Source organism: Candidatus Koribacter versatilis Ellin345, from assembly GCF_000014005.1.
Taxonomy (GTDB): Bacteria; Acidobacteriota; Terriglobia; order Terriglobales; family Acidobacteriaceae; genus Korobacter; species Korobacter versatilis_A.
On record NC_008009.1, the window covers coordinates 849079 to 868917 of the forward strand.

The 19839-nt window shown below is 59.2% G+C and carries 19 protein-coding genes; 13 read left to right on the forward strand and 6 right to left on the reverse strand.

The window, feature by feature from the left end:
- Nucleotides 1-20 precede the first annotated feature (20 nt).
- The 9 genes from ACID345_RS03535 (at nucleotide 21) to ACID345_RS03575 (ending at nucleotide 10788) form a co-directional block, all read left to right on the forward strand.
- Complete coding sequence (locus ACID345_RS03535) at nucleotides 21-455, forward strand: hypothetical protein (protein WP_011521497.1); 435 nt, start codon at nucleotides 21-23, stop codon at nucleotides 453-455.
- Nucleotides 456-572: 117 nt separating this feature from the next.
- Complete coding sequence (locus tag ACID345_RS03540; RefSeq protein WP_011521498.1) at nucleotides 573-3512, forward strand: TonB-dependent receptor; 2940 nt, start codon at nucleotides 573-575, stop codon at nucleotides 3510-3512.
- Between the two features lie 150 nt (nucleotides 3513-3662).
- Nucleotides 3663-5525, forward strand: coding sequence for a PAS domain-containing protein (locus ACID345_RS03545; protein WP_011521499.1), 1863 nt, complete (start codon nucleotides 3663-3665; stop codon nucleotides 5523-5525).
- A gap of 88 nt (nucleotides 5526-5613) precedes the next feature.
- Nucleotides 5614-6669 (forward strand): uroporphyrinogen decarboxylase, encoded by a 1056-nt coding sequence (hemE, locus tag ACID345_RS03550; protein ID WP_011521500.1) that lies wholly within the window; start codon nucleotides 5614-5616, stop codon nucleotides 6667-6669.
- Entirely contained in the window at nucleotides 6666-7577 is a 912-nt protein-coding gene (gene hemH / locus ACID345_RS03555; RefSeq protein WP_011521501.1) for a ferrochelatase, read from the forward strand. The genes hemE and hemH overlap by 4 nt, the downstream gene beginning before the upstream one ends.
- Before the next feature lie 2 nt (nucleotides 7578-7579).
- A complete protein-coding gene (gene hemG, locus ACID345_RS03560; RefSeq protein ID WP_011521502.1) occupies nucleotides 7580-9055 on the forward strand; it encodes a protoporphyrinogen oxidase in 1476 nt (491 codons plus the stop codon).
- Nucleotides 9056-9129: 74 nt separating this feature from the next.
- Nucleotides 9130-9714 carry a TetR/AcrR family transcriptional regulator gene (locus ACID345_RS03565; RefSeq protein WP_011521503.1) on the forward strand — a complete coding sequence of 195 codons (585 nt, stop codon included), beginning with the start codon at nucleotides 9130-9132 and terminating at the stop codon, nucleotides 9712-9714.
- Nucleotides 9715-9785: 71 nt separating this feature from the next.
- A complete protein-coding gene (locus tag ACID345_RS03570) occupies nucleotides 9786-10196 on the forward strand; it encodes a hypothetical protein (RefSeq protein WP_011521504.1) in 411 nt (136 codons plus the stop codon).
- A 67-nt stretch (nucleotides 10197-10263) separates the two neighbouring features.
- Nucleotides 10264-10788 (forward strand): hypothetical protein, encoded by a 525-nt coding sequence (locus tag ACID345_RS03575; RefSeq protein ID WP_011521505.1) that lies wholly within the window; start codon nucleotides 10264-10266, stop codon nucleotides 10786-10788.
- Nucleotides 10789-10941: 153 nt separating this feature from the next.
- Here ACID345_RS03575 and ACID345_RS03580 read toward each other — a convergent pair whose 3' ends face one another.
- Entirely contained in the window at nucleotides 10942-11385 is a 444-nt protein-coding gene (locus ACID345_RS03580; RefSeq protein WP_041855403.1) for a DUF3592 domain-containing protein, read from the reverse strand.
- Between the two features lie 79 nt (nucleotides 11386-11464).
- Here ACID345_RS03580 and ACID345_RS03585 point away from each other — a divergent pair, with 79 nt between their 5' ends.
- The 3 genes from ACID345_RS03585 to ACID345_RS26805 all read left to right on the forward strand — a co-directional run bounded on the left by ACID345_RS03585 (nucleotide 11465) and on the right by ACID345_RS26805 (nucleotide 12925).
- A complete protein-coding gene (locus tag ACID345_RS03585) occupies nucleotides 11465-11929 on the forward strand; it encodes a hypothetical protein (RefSeq protein ID WP_041855404.1) in 465 nt (154 codons plus the stop codon).
- Nucleotides 11930-11992: 63 nt separating this feature from the next.
- Nucleotides 11993-12703, forward strand: coding sequence for a hypothetical protein (locus ACID345_RS03590; protein WP_011521507.1), 711 nt, complete (start codon nucleotides 11993-11995; stop codon nucleotides 12701-12703).
- Between the two features lie 57 nt (nucleotides 12704-12760).
- Nucleotides 12761-12925 carry a hypothetical protein gene (locus ACID345_RS26805; protein WP_187148935.1) on the forward strand — a complete coding sequence of 55 codons (165 nt, stop codon included), beginning with the start codon at nucleotides 12761-12763 and terminating at the stop codon, nucleotides 12923-12925.
- 5 nt (nucleotides 12926-12930) lie between these two features.
- Here ACID345_RS26805 and ACID345_RS03595 read toward each other — a convergent pair whose 3' ends face one another.
- The 5 genes from ACID345_RS03595 to ACID345_RS03615 form a co-directional block, all read right to left on the reverse strand.
- Nucleotides 12931-14403, reverse strand: a complete 1473-nt coding sequence (locus ACID345_RS03595; protein WP_041855405.1) for a N,N-dimethylformamidase beta subunit family domain-containing protein — start codon at nucleotides 14401-14403, stop codon at nucleotides 12931-12933.
- 192 nt (nucleotides 14404-14595) lie between these two features.
- Nucleotides 14596-15351 (reverse strand): DNA-3-methyladenine glycosylase family protein, encoded by a 756-nt coding sequence (locus tag ACID345_RS03600; protein WP_011521509.1) that lies wholly within the window; start codon nucleotides 15349-15351, stop codon nucleotides 14596-14598.
- Nucleotides 15348-15914, reverse strand: a complete 567-nt coding sequence (locus ACID345_RS03605; RefSeq protein ID WP_041856236.1) for a regulatory protein RecX — start codon at nucleotides 15912-15914, stop codon at nucleotides 15348-15350. Before ACID345_RS03605 ends, ACID345_RS03600 begins: the two co-directional genes overlap by 4 nt.
- Nucleotides 15915-16053: 139 nt before the next feature.
- Complete coding sequence (locus tag ACID345_RS03610) at nucleotides 16054-17205, reverse strand: type IV pilus twitching motility protein PilT (protein WP_011521511.1); 1152 nt, start codon at nucleotides 17203-17205, stop codon at nucleotides 16054-16056.
- A 192-nt stretch (nucleotides 17206-17397) separates the two neighbouring features.
- Entirely contained in the window at nucleotides 17398-18402 is a 1005-nt protein-coding gene (locus ACID345_RS03615; protein ID WP_011521512.1) for a VWA domain-containing protein, read from the reverse strand.
- A gap of 97 nt (nucleotides 18403-18499) precedes the next feature.
- On the opposite strand from ACID345_RS03615, the gene ACID345_RS03620 reads away from it, so the two are divergent.
- The gene (locus tag ACID345_RS03620; RefSeq protein ID WP_011521513.1) at nucleotides 18500-19834 is read left to right on the forward strand and encodes a VWA domain-containing protein; all 1335 of its coding nucleotides are present in this window, start codon (nucleotides 18500-18502) and stop codon (nucleotides 19832-19834) included.
- Nucleotides 19835-19839 lie beyond the last annotated feature (5 nt).

The window sequence follows — 19839 nt, forward strand, 5'->3', positions numbered from 1 at the left end:
TAACCCGTCAGAGGGTCGCGGTGTCCGAAGATCAGCAAACAGGAATCATTCGCAAACTTTTGCCGTTCACCAGCGCTGCCGTCGTGATTGCGCTTCTCTATGTCGGCTACGTCTTCTATTCGCGCCATCAGGCTGAGAAAGACGCCGAACAGAAGCTCACCGATCAGCAGGCCGCCGACGTGCGTAAAACCTCTGAAGCCTACGGCGGCAATGAGCTGAAGATTCTCACTTTCTATGCCACCGCAGGTCCTATCCGTCGCGGCGAAACCACGCAGCTCTGTTACAGCGTCTCCAATGCCCAGAGCCTGAAGATCGAACCCGATGTCCATGACGTCCCGGTGTCTTACAGCAATTGCGTAAAGGTCTCGCCCACCAAAGACACCACTTATGTGCTATCTGCAACAAGCGCAAAGGGCAAAACGGACACCGCCGAGTTAACAATTCCCGTCCGCTGATCAGTACTACTTCTTGTAGTCGTTTACGGTTCTCTACAGACTGTGAGCTCCTGCCATTTTCGTTAACGCCTGTCGAAGCATATGCCGTTCCTTGCTTCCTCCGCCGGGGAGTGTTGCTTGACTCATCGTCTCTTGCGTACCGCGCTCGTCTGCGTTTCGTTCGTCTCGATTTTCGGAGTTCTCACCTCTGCCCAGGAATTTCGCGGCGGACTAGCTGGTAGGGTCCAGGACGCCTCTGGCGCCCGCGTCGCCGCAGCCCACGTCCAGGTGCAGGCTCCAGAGTCTTCCGTGCAACGCGAGACCGCCACAGACGCAAGCGGCAACTTCCGCTTCAGCGATCTTCCCGTCGGACGCTACCAGGTGACCGTCAACGCGCAGGGTTTCGGTGTCGCGACCTCCGAAGTCGCGGTGCTGGTCGGCTCAACCCGCGATGTCTTCGTGACCCTCCATCCGCCTTCGGTGAAGGAGAGTGTCGCGGTCTCCGGTGAAGCATCCTCCATCACCATGCAGCCCCTCGATACCTCAAGCCCCGTCCACCAGGCGGTGGTCTCGGCACATGATCTCGAGGAACTCCCGCTCGCCAACCGCAGCTTCGCCAACATGGCGTATCTCGCACCCGGCACCCAGCCCATCGAACCCAGCGACCCGACCAAGGCACGCATCACCGCCGTCGGCACCGGTGGCAGTTCCGGGTTGAATAACGAGAACTCCGTGGACGGAGGCGACAACTCCGACGATTACATCGGCGGCTTCCTCCAGAACTTCTCCACCGACAGCATCCAGCAGTTCGCCTTCCGCGTCGCGCAGGAAGACGCCGACACTGGCCGCACGACCGGCGGCTCCGTCGTCATTACAACCAAGCGCGGCACCAACGACTGGCACGGCCTATTCGGCTTCTACGACCGCACCTCTGGCCTCACCGCTCGCTACCCCATCGACAATCCTGAGCCCAACCCGAAGCAGCCTTTCTCGCGCCAGAACTACATCTTCAACGGCGGCGGGCCGATTAAGAAAGACAAGCTCTGGGGTTTCGGATCGTTGGAATACGTCCACGAGCGCGCCAGCATCGCGTACAGCAACGACAGCCTCGCACAGTTCAACGCGCTGGCCTCGCTCGCGCAGGCCGGCTATATTCCCGGCGCTCCCGATATCGCCGTTCCGCCCTATGTCATCACTCCCTTTAACGACTACATCGGCGATGCCCGTCTCGATTGGGCGCAATCCGATCATTCGCAGTGGTTCTTGCGCGGCGCCACCGACCGTTACACCACCGAGAACGACATGGTGCAGCAGGGCACGCTCCCGTCGGTCGGCGCCACGACGCGTTCGCTCTACTGGAATTTCGCGCTTAACAACCAGTACCAGTTCTCGAACACCTGGCTCGGTTCCTTCACTTTCGACGCTTCCATCCTGCATCGCACCGTCAATCGCAACCAGTACTACGGCTTCTCGCTCGACTTCCCATTCACCACCACGCCCAGCGTCATCACCGGCGCCGACACCTTCGGCGACAACTCCTTCGTAACGCCGATCACTGCCTTCCCAGTCCTGCGTAACCAGCAGAAGTATCAGTTCCGCTACGATCTTTCCCACTCGACGCCGAAGCACACCATGAAGTTCGGTGTGAACTTGATCCACGAGCCGGTCATTGGGGGAGTATTGGCCTCACAAGCCGAAACCGTCATCGCTTACTCGCAGAATCCCGTGGACTACGCGGCCAACCCTGCCAGTTTCGCGTTTACGTCGGCGTATCTCACCAATCCTGATACCTGCAACGAAAACGCTCTCGATCCCGACACGGTTTGTACCGCGACGCCTGCGGGCGATGGGAGTTTTTGGCAGAACGTGCAGCGCCTGGGCATCTACGCCGAGGACATCTGGCGCGTGACCCCGCACCTCACGCTGAACTACGGCCTGCGTTGGGACACAACCTTCGGCCTCTTCGACGTGGGTGGCCGCAGCCAGAACGCGAACGTCGCCCTGCAAACCATTGCCTACCCGCAGTACAACGGCGTCCCGCTCGACAACCGCAAGCAGTTTGGTCCGCGCGTCGGCGCCATTTATTCACCGGGAGATAGCGGCAAACTCGTTCTTCGCGCTGGCTTTGGCATGTTCTACAACGATCTCGCGCAAAACGGCTGGGTGGATGCGTTGATGGCCGTTAACCCCGGCAATGCCAACGTCAACAGCACCGGCGCGATCATCGACCCGCACTACCACACGCCCTACGCCATCGACGCTAGCGCCGGCGTGGAATACGCCTTCGATCAAGACTGGATGGGTGCCGTCGAATTCACGCACCAGACCGGCATGCACGGCTATCGTCGCTACGACTATCCCGATGTCTCAGTCTTCCGCAGCGACAATCGCTCCGCCTACGACGGCCTCGTCCTGCGCGTACAGGGCAACGTCTCCAAGCACTACAGCCTGACTGCCCACTACACCTTTGCCAAGGCCCAGACCTGGGGCTGCCAACTCGGCGAACTCTTTGACTACGTGAACGGCGTCTGCGACCCCTTTAACGCCTTTGGCCCGGGGGACTACGGTCCAGCCGGTGAAGACGTACGCCACCGCTTCGTGCTCGCAGGCACATGGCACGCCCCGCTCGGCATCGAGCTTTCCACCATGACGCAAGCCGAGAGCGGTCGCCCCTTTACCATTACGAATCCCGACGGCTCCGGCCGCGCCGTCATTAACGGCGTCACCACTACCATGGACCAGTTCCGCGGACGCCCATACTTCCAGGTGGACCTCCGCGTCTCCCGTCCGTTCCACATCCAGGAACGCTGGCAAGTCACCCCGTTCTTCGAGATGTTTAACCTCTTCAACCGCAACAATCCCGGCGCGTTCTACCGCGCCAACATGGCGGATTTGCCGGTCAACGATCCTGACAATGCCACAGCCATCTGTTTGAACGCTGATTGCAGCCAGACCAAACCCATCACCAGCCCGAACCAACTCCGCATTCCAGCCGGCGCTTTCGGCGACTTCTTCGGCCCCGGTACTACCGTCGGCATTCCATTCAGCGGGCAATTCGGTGTTAGAGTGAGCTTCTGAGCGAAGTTAGGTTCTTTTACAGGCGTTCAAAGCGTGGACATCGGATGGAACATCCATTCCGGTGCTCACGTGCATCTCACTCCTAACACCGTTCCATCTTGGCCGCGAATATCGTATATCGATAATTCAAGGGTCTAAGCAATCGTTGAGATGTCTCAGAATTTCAAGCCTTTAAATCCGGAAGAGAGCGTCGTGCGCCTCGCCGCCATCGTGGACTCGTCCGATGACGCCATTCTTGGTACCGACACCCAAGGCACCATCAACACCTGGAACCCTGCTGCCGAGAAAATGTTCGGCTACTCCGCCGACGAAATCCTCGGCCAATCAGTCCTGCTGCTCATTCCCCCTTCACTGCATGCCGAGCACGCAGAGAACTTCGAGCGCATTGCCCGGGGCGAGCGTATCGAGCACTACGAAACCCAACGTTTGCAGCGAGGTGGCGGACGCATTGATGTATCGTTTACGCTTTCCGGCATTCGAGACCGCGAAGGCCGCATGCTCGGCGCGGCCATGATTGCTCGGGAACTGAGCGCAAAGCGGCGGGACGAGGCGGTCCGTGCCCGGCTCGCCGCGATTGTCGAGTCCTCGGACGACGCCATCATCGCCAAGGACCTCAACGGTGTCGTCACGGACTGGAATGCCGCCGCCGAGCGCCTCTTCGGATATAAAGCCGAAGACATCATCGGACGCTCCATTCTCGCCATTATTCCCCCCGAACTTCAGCACGAAGAGCCGGTGATTCTTTCCAAAATCCGCGCCGGGCACCGCATGGAACATTATGAGACCCATCGCCTTCATAAATCAGGGCGCCGCTTGGAAGTCTCAGTCACAATTTCCCCGATCCGCGACTCGTCTGGCCGCGTGATTGGCGCCTCGAAGTTCGCTCGCGATATTTCCGAAAAGCGCCGCCTCCAGACCGTTCGGAGCATTCTCGCCGCGATCGTCGAGTCTTCGGACGACGCCATCGTCTCGAAGAACCTCGACGGCGTCATCACCAGTTGGAACGCCGCCGCGGAGCGCTTGTTCGGTTACACCGCTGAAGAGATCATCGGACAGTCCGTATTACGTATCATTCCGCGCGAACTTCAGCACGAGGAACCCGGTATTATTACCCGCCTGCGCGCCGGAGAGCGGATCGATCACTACGAGACTCGGCGGCGGAAGAAGAATGGCGAGAGCATCGACGTCTCCTTGACCGTCTCCCCCATTCGCGATGAACGCGGCACCGTGATTGGCGGGTCCAAGATTCTGCGTGACATCAGCGACCGCAAAATCGCCGAGGCCGCAATCATCGAGAAGGAACGCTTTGCTGCCGCCGGACGCCTCGCCGCGACCCTCGCGCATGAAGTCAACAATCCACTCGAGGCCATCACCAACCTCTCGTACCTGCTCTCCATCCATGAAGGTCTCGATTCCGAGGCTGCTAATCTCGCCGCTTTGCTTTTGAAAGAGGTCCAGCGCGCGGGAGAGATCACCCGGCAGACCCTGGTGTATTACCGCGAGTCCAAGGTGCCGTTGCTCGTCAGTCTTCGCGAAGTCGTCGCCAGCGTTCTCCGCGCCAAGCGCTCGAAGCTCGAGCTAAAGAACGTCCACGTCGATAGCGCCTTACCTGAACCTTTTTTCGTCGAAGGCTATCCGGGTGAGTTGCGCCAGGTGCTCGAGAATCTGCTCGACAACGCTCTCGACGCCGTGCCCGACGGCGGGCATCTCCAGATCCAGGGCAGCCGCTCCGTCTCCGCCGCCAACGAGCGCGTCCTCCTCTCGATTTGCGATAACGGCCCCGGCATTCCCGCCGAACTGGCCGGGAAAATCTTCGAACCGTTTTTCACTACCAAGAAAGAGAAGGGTAGTGGCCTCGGGCTCTGGGTCTCGCAGTCCATCGTCAAGAAACATCAGGGCACGATCGAAGTTCGCAGCAACCAGGAAAACCGCGAGACGGTTTTTACCCTCAATCTCCCTGCTGCCAGGCTTCCCGAGCCCGCGGACCGCCGCTCTCCGGCTGCAGTTTCCTGATCTTTCGCCGTGTCCCCCTTTGCCCCCCGGCTCTTTGTGACCCGAATCACAAGACGCTGTGCGCCGAATTTGTTAGATTCAATGGCGTATGGCAGCCCCTAACTCCCTCTTTGTCCGCGCCTGCAAGCGTCAGCCCGTTGAGCGCACCCCCGTTTGGTTTATGCGCCAGGCCGGACGCTATATGTCCGAATACCGCGCCGTCCGTGAGAAGTATTCGCTGGTCGAAATCTGCAAGAAGCCTGACGTCGCCGCCGAAGTGACCATCACCGCCGCCGAAGCCCTCAACGTGGACGCGGCCATCATCTTCGCCGACTTGCTTCTTCCTCTCGAAGTCATGGGACTTCCGTTCCACTTCTCGCCCGGCGAAGGCCCGGTGATCGAGGTGCCGATCCGCGATGCCGCGCACATCACGCGCCTCCGCACCGATCGCGCCCACGATCTTGGCTACGTCGCGGAAGCCGTGAAGAAAGTCAGCGATCACTTCGGCTCGAAGCTGCCGGTCATCGGCTTCTGCGGTGCGCCATTCACTCTAGCCAGCTACATGATTGAAGGCGGCGGCTCGCGCAACTACCTCGAAGTCAAAAAACTGATGTACAACTCGCCCCACGCGTGGGACGAGCTTCTCGGCAAACTTGTCGCCGTCCTCAGCGAATACACCGCCGACCAGGTAAAAGCTGGCGCCGACGTCATTCAGATCTTCGATAGCTGGGTCGGCTGCCTCAGCGTCGAAGACTATCGCCGCTACGTCCTGCCACGCACCACCGAACTGGTGAAGGCTCTCCAGCACTCGACGAGAGTTCCGATCATCTACTTCGGTACTGACAGCGCCACGCTGCTGCCCTCCATGCGCGAAACCGGCGCGGAGGTGATCGGCCTCGACTGGCGTGTGCCGCTCGACCAAGGCTGGAGCCTCCTCGAACACAGCGTCGCGATACAGGGAAATCTCGATCCGGTGCTGCTCTTCGCCGAGTGGCCCGAGCTCAAGTCGCGCGCCGAGCGCATCCTCAAGCAGGCCGACGGGCGCCCCGGTCATATCTTCAATCTCGGACACGGCATCCTTCCGCACACGCCCGTTCAGAACGTGAAGGACCTTGCCAAGTTCGTGCATGAATATTCTTCGCAGTTGGTAGGCCCGCGCGAATGACGAAGAACGCCGTCCTGTTGCTGGCCCACGGCAGCCCCGAGAACGTCGCCGACATACCCGAGTACATGAAGTACGTAACGGGTGGTCGCGGCCTACCGGAATCCGTGGTCAAAGAAGTCCAGCACCGTTACGGCCTCATCGGTATCTCTCCGCTACGCTGCCACACCGTCGGCCAACAAACCGGCGTCCAACGCGAAACCGGTGTTTCGACGTACATCGGCATGCGCAACTGGCATCCGTTCGTCGCCGACACCATCGAGCAAATGAAGCAGGATGGCATCGAGCACTGCGTCGCCCTCTGCCTCGCGCCACAAAACTCGCGCACCAGCGTCGGCCTTTACCGCAAGGCGCTGATGGAGAAAAATCCGCCCTTCACGGTAGATTTCGTGGAGAGCTGGCACGATCACCCGCTGCTCATCCAGGCCTTCGCCGAAAATCACCGCGCCGGATACGAAAAAGCGCGCGCCGAAGCCAGCCACGATCTGCCGCGCATCTTCACCGCGCACAGTGTCCCCGAGCGCACCATCACCGAAGGCGATCCCTACGAGGCGCAAACGCGCGAAACCGCCGCTCTCGTCGCGAAAGGCCTCGGCTTGAAAGATGCAGTCTGGCGATTCGCCTTCCAGAGCCAGGGCATGTCGGGCGGTACGTGGCGCGGCCCAACGGTAGAGAGCACGCTCGAAGGCCTCGCCAAAGAAGGCCATCGCGGCGTCTTCTTCCAGCCCATCGGTTTCGTTTGCGACCACGTCGAAGTTCTCTACGACATCGACATCGGCTTCCGCGACTTTGCCGAAAAGCTCGGCATGAAGATCTGGCGCGCCGAATCGCTCAATAACTCCGCTACCTTCGCACAGGCCATTGCCGACATCGTCCGCCAGCGCCTCGCCGCGCAGGCAGTCACGGTCTGAGCATGCGCATCGCGATCATCGGCGGCGGAATCTCCGGCCTCAGCGCCGCTTACACACTCGAAAAAGAACGCGCAAAAGGCGCTGACGTCGAGTACACGCTCTTCGAGAGCAGCAACCGCCTCGGCGGCGCCTGCTACTCCGAGATCGTGGATGGCTGCGTGATCGAAGCCGGACCGGACTCGTTCGTCTCCGAGAAGCCGTGGGCCGCCGCGCTCTGTCGCGAACTCGGCATCGGCGACCAGCTCATCGGTTCCAACGACAATGACCGCAAAACCTGGATCGTCAACAAGGGGAAGCTCATCTCGCTTCCCGACGGCCTCATGTTCCTCGTCCCCACGAAAATTCTGCCCACCGCGTTCAGCCCGCTCTTCTCGTGGAGCACCAAGCTTCGCATGGCGCGCGAGCTCATGCACCCGCCGCGTCCCATGAACGGTGACGAAACCGTGGCCGCGTTTGTCGAACGCCACTTCGGCCGCGAAATGGTCGACCGCCTCGCCGACCCCATGCTCTCCGGCATCTACGGCGGCGATACCGACCAGCTCAGCGTCCGCGCCACTCTCGCGCGCTTCGTCGAAATGGAAGCGAAGTACGGCAGCCTAAGCCGCGCCATGCTCGTCGCCAATAAAAAAATGAAAGCGGCGATGGCAGGCAAGCCCAAGCCGCCCCTTTTCACCTCTCTCCGTAACGGCATGCAGCAAATGGTTGACGCCGTACTCGCGAAACTTCCGTCCGAGTGCCTCACGCTAAACACGGCCGTCGAATCCATTGAAAAACGCGACGGCAAGTACTACTTGACGCTCAGCTCCGCTCAAGGCTTTGTATCAGGGCAGCGCTTCAGCGCTGCCGAAACCGCTCCTATGGAAAATGGGGCTTTAGCCCCTGCTAATGCCGAAATCTTCGACGCGATCATCCTCGCCACGCCCGCCAACATCGCCGGCCGCTTACTTGCAAATATCGATAACCATCTATCCGAGGATCTCGCCGCCATCCCCTACAGCTCCTCCGCCACCGTCATCCTCGCCTACGACATGGCCGACCTCAAATCCCTTCCCGGCGGACACGGCTTCCTCGTCCCGCGCACCGAAGGCCGCCGTATGCGCGCCTGCACCTTCGTCCACAACAAGTTCCCGCACCGCGCCCCGCCCGACAAAGGCGTCCTGCGCTGCTTCATGGGCGGCGCCAACGACGCTGCCATCCTGCAATCAAGCGACGAAGAGATCACGGCCATCGTCCAGCGCGAGCTACGCGAAATCGTCCACCTAGAAGCGCAGCCCAAGCTCGTCCGCGTCTACCGCTGGCGCGGCGCCATGGCGCAATATCCCCTCAGCCACCTCGACCGTGTCGATCGCATCGAGAAAGCCATTGCTGCCATCCCCGGCCTCGCCGTAGCCGGCAACGCATTCCGCGGCATCGGCGTGCCGGACTGCGTGCGAACAGGAACCGTCGCGGCGCAATCCGTACTCGACCATCGCAAATAGCCAGTAGCCATTCGTCCCGCCAAAAATCGCCTCGGACCTTGACTCACATAAGATGACAGTCGTACTCTTTCGTCATGCGTTACTCGCCCGAACACAAAGCGCAAAGTCACGAGAACATTCTTTCCGTAGCCGCTCGCTCCTTCCGCGAATACGGCGGAGACACCAGCGGCGTCGGTACCGTCATGAAAAAGGCAGGCCTCACCAAGGGCGGCTTCTACCGCCACTTTGAGAGCAAGGACGATCTGTTTGTCGAAGCCGTAGCCCGCGCATTCGAGCAAATGGGATCGGGAATGGTCGAGGTTGCAAAGTCAGCTCCCAAGGGGCAGGAGCTTCGCGCCATGATCGAGCATTACCTGAGTCCCCGCCACGCGGCTTCCCCTGGAATGGGTTGCGTGGTCTCTGCACTCGGGCCCGAGTTCTCCAGAAAACCATTGTCTGTGCGCAAACGGATCGAAGCTTCACTCGACGCCTATCGCGAGCGACTGCTGCCCTTTGTCCCTGGCCACTCGCGTGAAGAAAAAGTGGAAAAGTGCAGGTTACTGTTTTCCAGCATGGCCGGCGTACTGATGATGGCGCGCCTTGCCTCCACTCCACAAAAACGAGACCAGATGTTGATGCAGGCGAGGAGCTTTTTCATAAAGTCCTTTGCCGAGAGGTAACTCTTTTTTTGCCTGATAAGAGTACGGTCGTACTCTTAAACGAAACCATTCAACCACACCAGGAGAAGTCTATGAATTTCACGCTTCCTTTGCTTATGACGCTGCTCCCCGCAGCAGTGATCGCCCAATCGCAATCCGGCGCTACCTCAGGCATGACCAACCCGCCCGTCCCGAAAACCACCGAAGTCCTGGTTATCGAGACCCCGAAGCAGGGCGTTACCTTTCAACAAATCATCGCGGTCATGCCGGACGAGGTCCGCGCAACCGCCCAGCTCTACCTCGACGGAAAGATCCGCCAATGGTATTCGCGCGGCGACGGAAGAGGCGTCGTCTTCATCATCGACGCCACGAGTGAGGATGAGGCAAAAGCAATTGTCGAATCGCTCCCGCTCTCCAAACAGCAACTATTGGATCACCAATATGTCGCTCTCGGACCGTTCATGCCGCTGCGGATGTTGATTGGCCCAGCAGCGCAACGCTGACAGCAAAGCGCGATCCCTGACTTCAGCCAGTAACCGCCACCACCCACACTTTAGAAAGGAGCACAAAATGTCCCCCGAAACCATCTTCCGAGTGCAACTCATCTTAGGTTATGTCGCGTGGCTTCTCTGCTTTGGCGCGTACGCCATGCCCAAGCTGAAAGCTATGGACGCCGCCGCCGCGCAACGCGCGATCGCTACTCTGCACAGCTTCCGCATCTTCGGACTCGTCTTTATTCTTCCCGGGGTCGTCGGCCCCAACCTGCCGGCCCAGTTCGGCTCCTTTGCCGCCTACTGGGACCTGGCGACAGGTCTGCTCGCCATCCTGGCGCTCCTCACGTTCCGCGTTCGACGCCTTTTTTGGGTGTTCGTGGTAGCGTTCAACCTCGTGGGAGTCGTGGACCTGCTCATGGACTACTACCACGCCATTCAGTTAGGAGTAGCGACGAACCCCGGCCAGATGGGCTCCGCCTACGTAATCCCCGTCCTGTACGTGCCGTTGCTGATGATCACCCACATCGCGGCTTTCTACTTGCTGCTGCGCCGTCAGCCCAACCACGCACCGGCGCTCGTCAGCCATCCCGCCACCTCGTGACGGAGCCAATGGCGGAGCTTCACAATCATCCCGCCCCGCGTTATCCGGCAACGCCTTTCGCGGCATCGGCGTGCCGGATTGCGTGCGCACCGGCACGGTCGCGGGGCAACGCGTTTTAGAAACGATGAGTAATTGTCGTTTCGAGAGCCAGCTTCAATTCTGAATTGTCTGATAGAAGGAAAAGTCGGATGCGGGACAGCTCTGCCACGGCTGGTCCTGGCGATAAACGATCATCAGTTTCTGGCCATCCAAAGCAAGCTTATGGCCTCCGAACGCGTTTGATGTGCCGGTATACTCACGGCCGTCACGAGCTGTGAAACGATACCCGACTTTGTATTTCGATGGCTTCGACTCTGAGATAGCAACTTCACCCACAACCGTTTCGGGTGCGGCGACAATACTTCGTTCGCGAGCATATGTCTTTAGTTCAAGGGCGAAGAAGAATCCGACGACGACTCCGAGAATTACTGTCAACGATCCGCGATCATCCAGAGCATAGAGCGGCAGCCAAAGAAACGGGCTGATTGCTAAAAGCCAACCTCTTACCCGAATAGGAAACCGCACTTCGTGCGAAACGGAATTGCTGGCTGCGAGCATATCGTCGGCCAGATTCTACCACGGTATTTCCCCCCAACCTCAATTGATCAAGCAGCCTTCCTATGGCAAACTCCCACCCGTGAAGCTTCTTCGCTACATCGAGCTAAAGAGCGGCCATTCCGACAACGGTCCCGCTTGGATCGGCTACGTCACTTCATCCAAGACTGGTCGGACGTTGTACTTCAATGGTCGCGGCTTGATGAAACTAAAAGGGCAGCGGCGTGGAAATTCGGGTGGGAACTACGTCGACATGGAAACCGGCGAGTCGTTCTGGGTCTCCGGCGTCAAGAAGAACGGGCAAGACCGTCACTGGGCCGGATCGGGAAAAGTTCTCGTAGAGGCCGCCGCGCTCGCGGATTATCTGAAAGCGATCGGAACCACTACTTTGGATAGATCGCGTTGTGAGGTAACTGAAACTATCCAGGCAACCGACATCAAGAGGCTTTCCGAATTGGCGAACTCATCTTGCAAAGGCTGGCCTGACGAGCCCTGCGATCCCTACTCATTCACTCGCAATGTGGCGCTCCGACGTGGAAGCGAATAGTTCCTGACATTTCTCGACACTCCCCCCACTCACACCGGGTTCTAGTATCGTGTGAGGTCAGCCGTGAACCGTCTTCTCCAACTAGCAGCTCTTTCCTTCGCTCTACTCTCTGTCGCCTACGCCCAGGAAGCCGACCAGCACGACATGGCCAACATGTCGGACGATGGCATGTCGATGCACGAGATGCACATGAGCGCGCACATGCGTATGACCACCCTGCGGTCGCCCGCCTCCGGCGACCAGCAGCGTGCCGACGCCATTGCGCTCGCCGCCAAAAATGTCATGTCGCGATACACCGATTATCGCCGGGCCGAGGCCGATGGCTTTAAGCCCTTCCATCCCGAGTTCAAGCAGCCGATGTACCACTTCACCAACGGCAGCTATGCCATCGAGGCCCAATTCAAGTTCAACCCCGACCACCCGACGTCGCTGCTCTACGAGCCCACCAAGGACGGCTACCGTCTCGTCGGCGTCATGTACACCGCGCCTTTCCGCTTCACCGAAGACCAACTCAACCAGCGCGCGCCGTTGAGCATCGCGCAATGGCACATGCACACAAACCTGTGCATTCCACCGTGGAATGGCTGGTCGGACATCACCGGCGCCCACCCGAAATTCGGGCTAAATGGCTCCATTTCCGACGAAAAAGCCTGCACCGCCGCCGGAGGCACCTTCCGCGATCACGTTTTTGGCTGGATGGTACACGTCTATCCGAACGAGGCCGACCAGTCCCAGATCTGGTCGGTCGAACGGCAGATGTCGCACACCCACTAAAGTAACAGCGGAATTTCGCGGGAAGTCTGGTAGATTGATGGTGGTTGTTTCCCACCTATGTTCAGACTTCTCAAGCTTAGTTTCGCGATGTTGCTGCTGTCGATAGCGCTGCCCGTCTTGGCAAGTCCGCTAGCGCCGCCTCCTCCGAAAAAGGCCGGTAAGCAGCGCCACAGCCGCACGATTCCGGCACGCCACAACGCCGGCCGTCCCATGCACGCGTAGACGCGCTACGACTTCGGCATCGCTCCAAATTTTTCCAATACATTCGTCGTGATCTGCTGCATCGCCGCGCTCGTCGCCGCCGGTCTCGCATGGTACGACACGAATGGCTCCAGCCCCCACGACCACCGCATTGACGACGCTTCAAACACAATCGCTCCGCTCGATGCCTGGTACCACGTCATGTCGGCGTTGCGGTTGTAGAGCACTCCGAGTGCGATGACCACCGCCGGTGACTGCGCCACAATGTTAAGGTTCGCCGGACCAAAGCCCAGGTCGGAATCCATCTCGCCATCCACCACCAGCGGAACGTGCGAACCGTTTTCAAGTCCGGTATTGGCGAACACCCATGAGCTCGCATCGCTTACCACGAGGTCCGCGGGTGTATAGAGAGAGCCGTTGTACATCGCGCCGAGCACACGTTGCTCGGGATTGCTCACGGGCTCATCCCTCCACCGCACCGTGGTCAACGACTCGGTTGTAGAACTCGACGCATCTGGGTCCGTCGCTGCCGATCGGTAGCAGACGACGGTTTGGTTAGCAGCGCTCGAAACCGAACTCGGCTGCAGTCGGATCTGCCAGAACATCTCGTTGCCGGTGAAGAATCCAAGGTTCGTCCCGCCATCTCGTGCGGCCGTGATGTGGTCGCGCATTTCTTTTGTCCAGTACTCAGGATGCCCACCCGTAATGAACGCCTTGTACTGTCCGAACTTGATTGTGCCCGCATTAAGCTCGACGTCGGTTGTGTACGTCATGTCCCACCCGTGCTTCTCCAGGAACCGAATCATGTCCAGATCGTGCAGCAGCAGGTCGCCATCGCCCGGCTCCACAATGCCGATGAAAGGCCGGTTCAACGACACTTTTACCGCTGCGACTGTGTCCGTGCTGTTGAAGTCGTACAGGCTCTTTCCGCCCCACGCGTTGTAGGCCTCGTAGGTGAAGAACGGAATGTTATAGAGAAGGTCGGAGTGCGTCGTCGGGTCCGTGACCACGAACACGATGTAGGTTTGCAGGTTCGTATCCGTGGTGGTCGCCTTGGCAAGATACGCGCCGCTCGCCCACTCCCCTCCTGTTTGCAGCGTATAGCTCGATGTCCAGTTGCACTCCACCAAGCCTGTTGTCGGATCCATCGTGGGCTGCGTCTGCTCGGTTCCAGTCAGCGTTACCGGATCAAGCACCGAGCGTCCTCCTTTGCCGCCGTACCAACCCATGCGAAAGACTTGCAGCGTGTACGACGAGCTCGTCGTACTGATCAGGAAGTTGATTGTGCCGCCCCGCGCAACGCTGGGCGCAGACGCATACCCCTCGATCTGATGAATCGCCGCCTTCGTGATCTGCCAGTCCGTAGTACCAGTCTTCTGGTTCTCTTCGAAAACCGTAGGAGGCGGTGTTCCGCCGCCGCCTCCACCGCCACCGTTTCCGCCGCCTCCGGAGCCACCCGAGGACCCACAACCTTGCAGAGCAGCACAAAGCAGAACCATTGCGAGACTGAGAAGAAAGAATCGTGCGCGATTAGCGCGACCACGAAGTCGGCCCATAAGTCCTGTCTTATTGTGATTAGGAAGACGACTAAATTTACTTCGTGGAGCTACCGGTGACTAGAGCACATTCCGGCACCAGGTCCACGTCGGTGAACCGAGATGACAATTTCGTAAACGAGCCGCTCTCTCCTGTCATTGCGAGGAGCGCGCAGCGCGGCGAGGAGATTTGCTCTTCGCGGCCATCTTCTTTTTCGCCGGAGTCTTTGCCTTCGCTCTTTCTTCTGCCGCCGGCTTGCATGTCTCGCAAGCTCGCCACATGTACCAGGCCGCCACGCTGCGATACGGCTTGTACACCTCACCGAGCGCCATCAACTCTTTCGGCTTCGGCATCTCGATCCCGTGCAAATACCCATATCCCTTGCGCACGCCGAGATCGTCAACCGGCCACACATCTTTGCGGAAGAGGTTGAACAGCAGGATCATCTCCACCGTCCAGCGCCCGATCCCGCGCACCTGCGTCAGGTGATTGATGATTTCGTCATCGCTCATCTTCTTCATCGTCGCGATGTCCGGCACCGTCCCATCGATCGTCTTCGCCGCCAGATCTTTGACCGATTTCGTTTTGTTCCCTGAAAGTCCCGCCGAGCGCAGCGTCTCATCCGGTGTCGCCAGCAGTTGCTCCGGCGTGGGGAAGGGAAGCGCTTTACCATGACGCGTGTCATGCGTCGGCGTGTCCGGTGGAAAGTAAAGTGCCTTCACGCGATTCAGAATCGTTGCCGCCGCTTTGCCCGAGAGCTGCTGATACACGATCGACTCCATCAGCGCCTCGAAGACGTTTTGCATGTAATTCGGCTTGATCGCGCACGGCGGACACTTGGCGATCAGCTTCGCCAGTTTCTTGTCCACCTTCGACAGGTGTGCGATGGCTTTCTCGTGACGGTCGCTCATTCGTTCTCCGGTGTCTCCGTTGCCTCTGCGGCTTCCGCTTCCAGTGCCGCTAAAATCTCGGCGTCGGCCTTCATCCCATTCAGCACGCGGTACGCACTGCGGCTGCTGAATCCCGCTCGCAGCAGCGTCCGGAAGATCCTCGCCGCAGCTTTCTGATCTTTCGGATCCAGCGGCTTGATCCTCTTCCTTTGCACAAATTTTTTCGCCAGTTCGACCTCGTCGGTGTCGCCATAGGTCGTTTTCATTGCGGCGTCGATCACATCGCCATGCACGCCCCGCGCCTTCAGGTCCGTGGTAACCCGCAGTCGCCCGAACTTCTGATTTTCCTTTCGATTGTTGGAATACGTCTCGGCGTAGCGCGCGTCGTTGAGATACTTTTGCTGCTTCAGCCGCTCGATGACCGCTTCCACCATGCGGTCACCGTCTTCCTGATGTGCCACCTTCGGACGCATGAGCCGCTTCATCTCAGCAACGGAGCGCATCCGGCGGCCTAGCGCCCCAATAGCGTACTCATACAGCGATTCCTCGGTGTAATCCTTACGGGCTGGGCGTTTGAAAGCCACGGCGCTAGTGTAGCGGAAGGCGTACAAAAAGCGAAAGGTTAAATCCATAAACACGAAGGGCACGAAGGAAACGAAGGTTTCACTGCAACTCAGAAATCCTTCGTGTACTTCGTGCCCTTCGTGTTGAAAGGTTTTGCTTTTATCGTCCCGGGCCCTGCCCGCCGCCGAATCCGGTGGTGAATCCGTGCTGCTGCATCTCTTCTCGAGCGGCTTCTGCCGTACCCGAAATACCCTGAACCCGCAGCTTGAAGTCGTCGGGGTTCGACGCGTTTTCGAGCGCGGTGTCGTAGGTGATCAGGCCCTGTGTGTAGAGGTCGTAGAGCGACTGGTCGAAGGTCTGCATGCCGTACTGCGAAGTGCCGGCCGCCAGTGCTTCGCGGATGCTGCGTGTCTTTTCCGGAACGATGATCGCTTCGCGGATATAAGCCGTAGAGATAAGCACTTCGGCCGCAGGCACTCGGCCCGCACCATCGGCGCGGCGCATCAGGCGTTGGCTGATGATCGCGCGCATCGTCGCCGCTAATTGCAAACGAATCTGTTTCTGTTCCGGCGGCGGGAAGACCGAAATAATACGGTTAATGGTTTCCACCGCGTCTAGCGTATGCAACGTGCTGAACACCATGTGACCGGTTTCAGCCGCGTGCAGTGCAGTCTGGATCGTTTCCAGGTCGCGCATTTCGCCGACGAGAATCACGTCAGGATCCTGACGCAAGCTGGCGCGCAGCGCCGACGCGAAACTCGGCGTATCCACTTCCACTTCGCGCTGGTTGACGAACCCCTTCTTATCGCGATGCAGAAATTCGATCGGGTCCTCAATCGTGATGATGTGTTCCGGCCGCGTCGAGTTGATTCGGTCGATCATGGCGGCCAGGGTCGTCGACTTACCGGAACCAGTGACGCCCGTTACCAGCACCAATCCACGCTGCTCGTCGCAAATTCCTTCGATAATGCGAGGCAGGTAAAGCTCGTCGAGGCTGCGGATCTTCGTCGGAATCACGCGCAGTACCACGCCGACATTGCCGCGCTGCTGGAAGACGTTCACACGGAAGCGTCCGAGGCCGGCCACACCGTAGGCCATATCGAGTTCGGCGTTCTCCTTGAACTTTTGCTTCTGCCGGTTCGACATCATGCTGAACGCCATATTCAGCATGTCTTCGGCGGAGATACGCGGTTGATCGGTGAGGGGGACCAGCTCGCCATCGATGCGGATGTGCGGATAGTTGCCGACCTTGAGGTGTAAGTCGGAAGCCTTTCGCTCCATCGCAATACGAAGCAGGTCATCAATATGCATGGGTTCTTCCTAGCGGCCAGAGTGGCTGAGTGTCAGCGAAGTTACCATCTTGTTTGGGGGAAAGCAATCGGGGAAAGCCATGGTTAACGTAGGAAACACCCCGGTGGGGAAGGCCAAGGCGCCCTGGTTGCTGTTAAGCACCTTGCCACGGCACGTCCGACCCATTCCCATAGGAGAATTTGGGATGAATTTCTACGATTTTGGCTTTTGGGCGTAATACCCGGCGCGGGTCTGGATCTTATAGCCTTCCTTCGTCCGGATCTCGAGTTTCCGGAAGCTGCCATCCAAAGCACGGTTCGTCGGCGTATAGCCAATGTTGTACTGGCTGCGCATTTCTGCTGCGATCTGGTCGAAGGCTTCCTTCACCTTCTTTTCGTTGTTGCCGACCTCGATCATCCGGCCGCCGGTTTCCTGCGCCAATTTCTTCATCTCGTGATCGCCGCTATACCCGAACCCACCGTAGAATCCCCGGTCCGCGATCAGCAGCACGTACACAATTGCGTCGGCTTTCTGCGCCGATTCAATGGCATCGTGGATTTTCAGCCGGCTGCCCTCGTCCTCGCCGTCGGTAAGGACAATCATCGCCTTGCGACCAACCTCGTTCTTCAGCTTCTCTTCCGCCGCCAGGTAGATCGCGTCATACAGCACCGTGCCGCCTCGGCACGATGACGGCAACGGCCCGCCGCCCAATCCTGGCGCCCCGCCGCACGGAGGTGCGTTGATCTTCACCTTATTCAGCGCCACTCGCAATTGATGCGCCGAGTTTGTAAAGTCCTGCACCAGGTCCGCATCCAGATCGAAGTTGATCACGAACGCCAAGTCCTTCTTCTGAAGGACCTCCGCCAAGAACGCTGCGCCGATGTCCTGCTCCATCGGAAGCACCATGCGCTGGCTGCCGCTCGTATCAATCAATATTCCCAATGTCAGCGGCAGATCGGTATTCGCATTGAAGTACTTGATGGTCTGGGGCTTGCCGTCTTCGAAAACCTGGAACTCGTCTTTCGTCAGGTTGGGAATGAGCGTGCCGTGTTTGTCCTTCACATTGAAGAACAGGTTCACCACGTTCACGTTCGACTTAAACGTTGGCAGGTTCTGGTCGTCTTGGTTGACCGGCTGATCGTCCGCCTGGGCCGCCGCTATCCCGACGAGTGCTGCAAGAAACAGCATCAAACTCAGTGTCGGACGAATCCGTTTCATATTCTCCAATCCGAAAGCCGCCTTGCGTAGTCTATATTGTAGGTTCTACTCACGTATGGATGCGAAATCGGCGAATCCAATGCAATGAGGCTGGGAAATGCGATTCACAAGACTTCTTACCACCTTGGTGACTGCTCTCTTCCTGTCGTGCTCTTTGGCCGCCTTCGCGCAATCGCAACAGCCCTTGCCTGACGGCCCGGTCCCGCAACAAAACGTTCCACCCGAGCCGACACCTGTTCCGCCTCCTGCAGAAACGCCGAAGAGTGCTCCTACTCCCACTTCGACGAAACCCGTGGACCAAAGTGAGCCCGTATACGCCCCTGGCGTGCAGCCAAGCCAGACGACCCCGATTCAAACCGTCCCACAAGGCCAGGCTCCGAACACTCCCGGCAGCGGCAGTGACGAACTCGCTTATCGCATCTCCGTCGAAGTCAACTTCGTCCCTGTGCCGGTTACCGTGAAAGACGACGATGGCCACCTCGTCCAGGGCCTGCTCCGGCGCGACTTCGCAGTCTTCGAAAACGGTGTTGAACAGAACATCTCATTCTTCAGCAGCGACCCGTTCCCGCTCTCCGCAGCCGTCGTCCTCGACCTCGGCATGCCCGACAGTACGGTGCGTAAGGTGAAAGAAACTCTCAGCGCTCTCGACGGCGCTTTCGGCCCCTACGACGAAGTCTCGGTCTTCACTTACGGCAACACCGTCCACAAAGAACAGGACTTCACCAACTCTGATGTCCTGATGCGCACCCTCAAGTTCCTACGCATCGCGGCCCGCGGCGAGAACACCGGTGTCCCGGTCACCAGCGGCCCAATGGCCTCCGGCCCTACCATCAACGGTAAGCCTGCGATCGAAGGTACTCCCCACGTCCAGTCCGTGCAGCAGCCGTCGCGTGTGATGAACGACGCCATTCTCATGGCTGCCAACGACCTCGCGCAGCGTGCGCCGAACCACCGCAAGGTGATCTTCGTCATCAGCGATGGCGCCGAGAAGGGAAGCCACTCCAGCTATAGCGACGTCATGCGCGTGCTCCTGTCCAAGGAGGTCGCGGTATACGGTATCGGCGTCGGTTCGGCCTCCGCTCCGGTCTACGGACAAGCCAATCGCATTCACATTCCCGGACTGGGCACCGGCAATATCCTCTATCGCTACGCCAACGCAACCGGCGGCGACGTCTTCAGCGAGGCCGGACGCGACGCAATCGAGTCCGCCTACCAGCAGGTCACGCTGCAGGCCCGCAACCAATACACTCTGGGCTACAACACGCGCGTTTCGCCGGTTAGCACCAGGCGCAACATCGAGGTACGGGTGCATCGCCCCGGCCTGAAGGTTTTCGCCAAGGAGAGCTACTACCCACTGCCGCCGGCACCGCAAAAGCCGGGTGCTCCCGCGACGCAGCAACCACCACCCGCGCAGCAATCGCCAACGCAATAGCTCGC

What these genes read in the sequence shown, in the direction of transcription:
- ACID345_RS03545 (WP_011521499.1), top strand. Translation starts at nt 3,663, where the DNA reads ATGTCTCAGAATTTCAAGCCTTTAAATCCGGAAGAGAGCGTCGTGCGC.
- hemE (WP_011521500.1), top strand. Translation starts at nt 5,614, where the DNA reads ATGGCAGCCCCTAACTCCCTCTTTGTCCGCGCCTGCAAGCGTCAGCCC.
- hemH (WP_011521501.1), top strand. Translation starts at nt 6,666, where the DNA reads ATGACGAAGAACGCCGTCCTGTTGCTGGCCCACGGCAGCCCCGAGAAC.
- hemG (WP_011521502.1), top strand. Translation starts at nt 7,580, where the DNA reads ATGCGCATCGCGATCATCGGCGGCGGAATCTCCGGCCTCAGCGCCGCT.
- ACID345_RS03565 (WP_011521503.1), top strand. Translation starts at nt 9,130, where the DNA reads ATGCGTTACTCGCCCGAACACAAAGCGCAAAGTCACGAGAACATTCTT.
- ACID345_RS03570 (WP_011521504.1), top strand. Translation starts at nt 9,786, where the DNA reads ATGAATTTCACGCTTCCTTTGCTTATGACGCTGCTCCCCGCAGCAGTG.
- ACID345_RS03575 (WP_011521505.1), top strand. Translation starts at nt 10,264, where the DNA reads ATGTCCCCCGAAACCATCTTCCGAGTGCAACTCATCTTAGGTTATGTC.
- ACID345_RS03580 (WP_041855403.1), bottom strand. Translation starts at nt 11,385, where the DNA reads ATGCTCGCAGCCAGCAATTCCGTTTCGCACGAAGTGCGGTTTCCTATT.
- ACID345_RS26805 (WP_187148935.1), top strand. Translation starts at nt 12,761, where the DNA reads ATGTTCAGACTTCTCAAGCTTAGTTTCGCGATGTTGCTGCTGTCGATA.
- ACID345_RS03595 (WP_041855405.1), bottom strand. Translation starts at nt 14,403, where the DNA reads ATGGTTCTGCTTTGTGCTGCTCTGCAAGGTTGTGGGTCCTCGGGTGGC.
- ACID345_RS03600 (WP_011521509.1), bottom strand. Translation starts at nt 15,351, where the DNA reads ATGAGCGACCGTCACGAGAAAGCCATCGCACACCTGTCGAAGGTGGAC.
- ACID345_RS03610 (WP_011521511.1), bottom strand. Translation starts at nt 17,205, where the DNA reads ATGCATATTGATGACCTGCTTCGTATTGCGATGGAGCGAAAGGCTTCC.
- ACID345_RS03615 (WP_011521512.1), bottom strand. Translation starts at nt 18,402, where the DNA reads ATGAAACGGATTCGTCCGACACTGAGTTTGATGCTGTTTCTTGCAGCA.
- ACID345_RS03620 (WP_011521513.1), top strand. Translation starts at nt 18,500, where the DNA reads ATGCGATTCACAAGACTTCTTACCACCTTGGTGACTGCTCTCTTCCTG.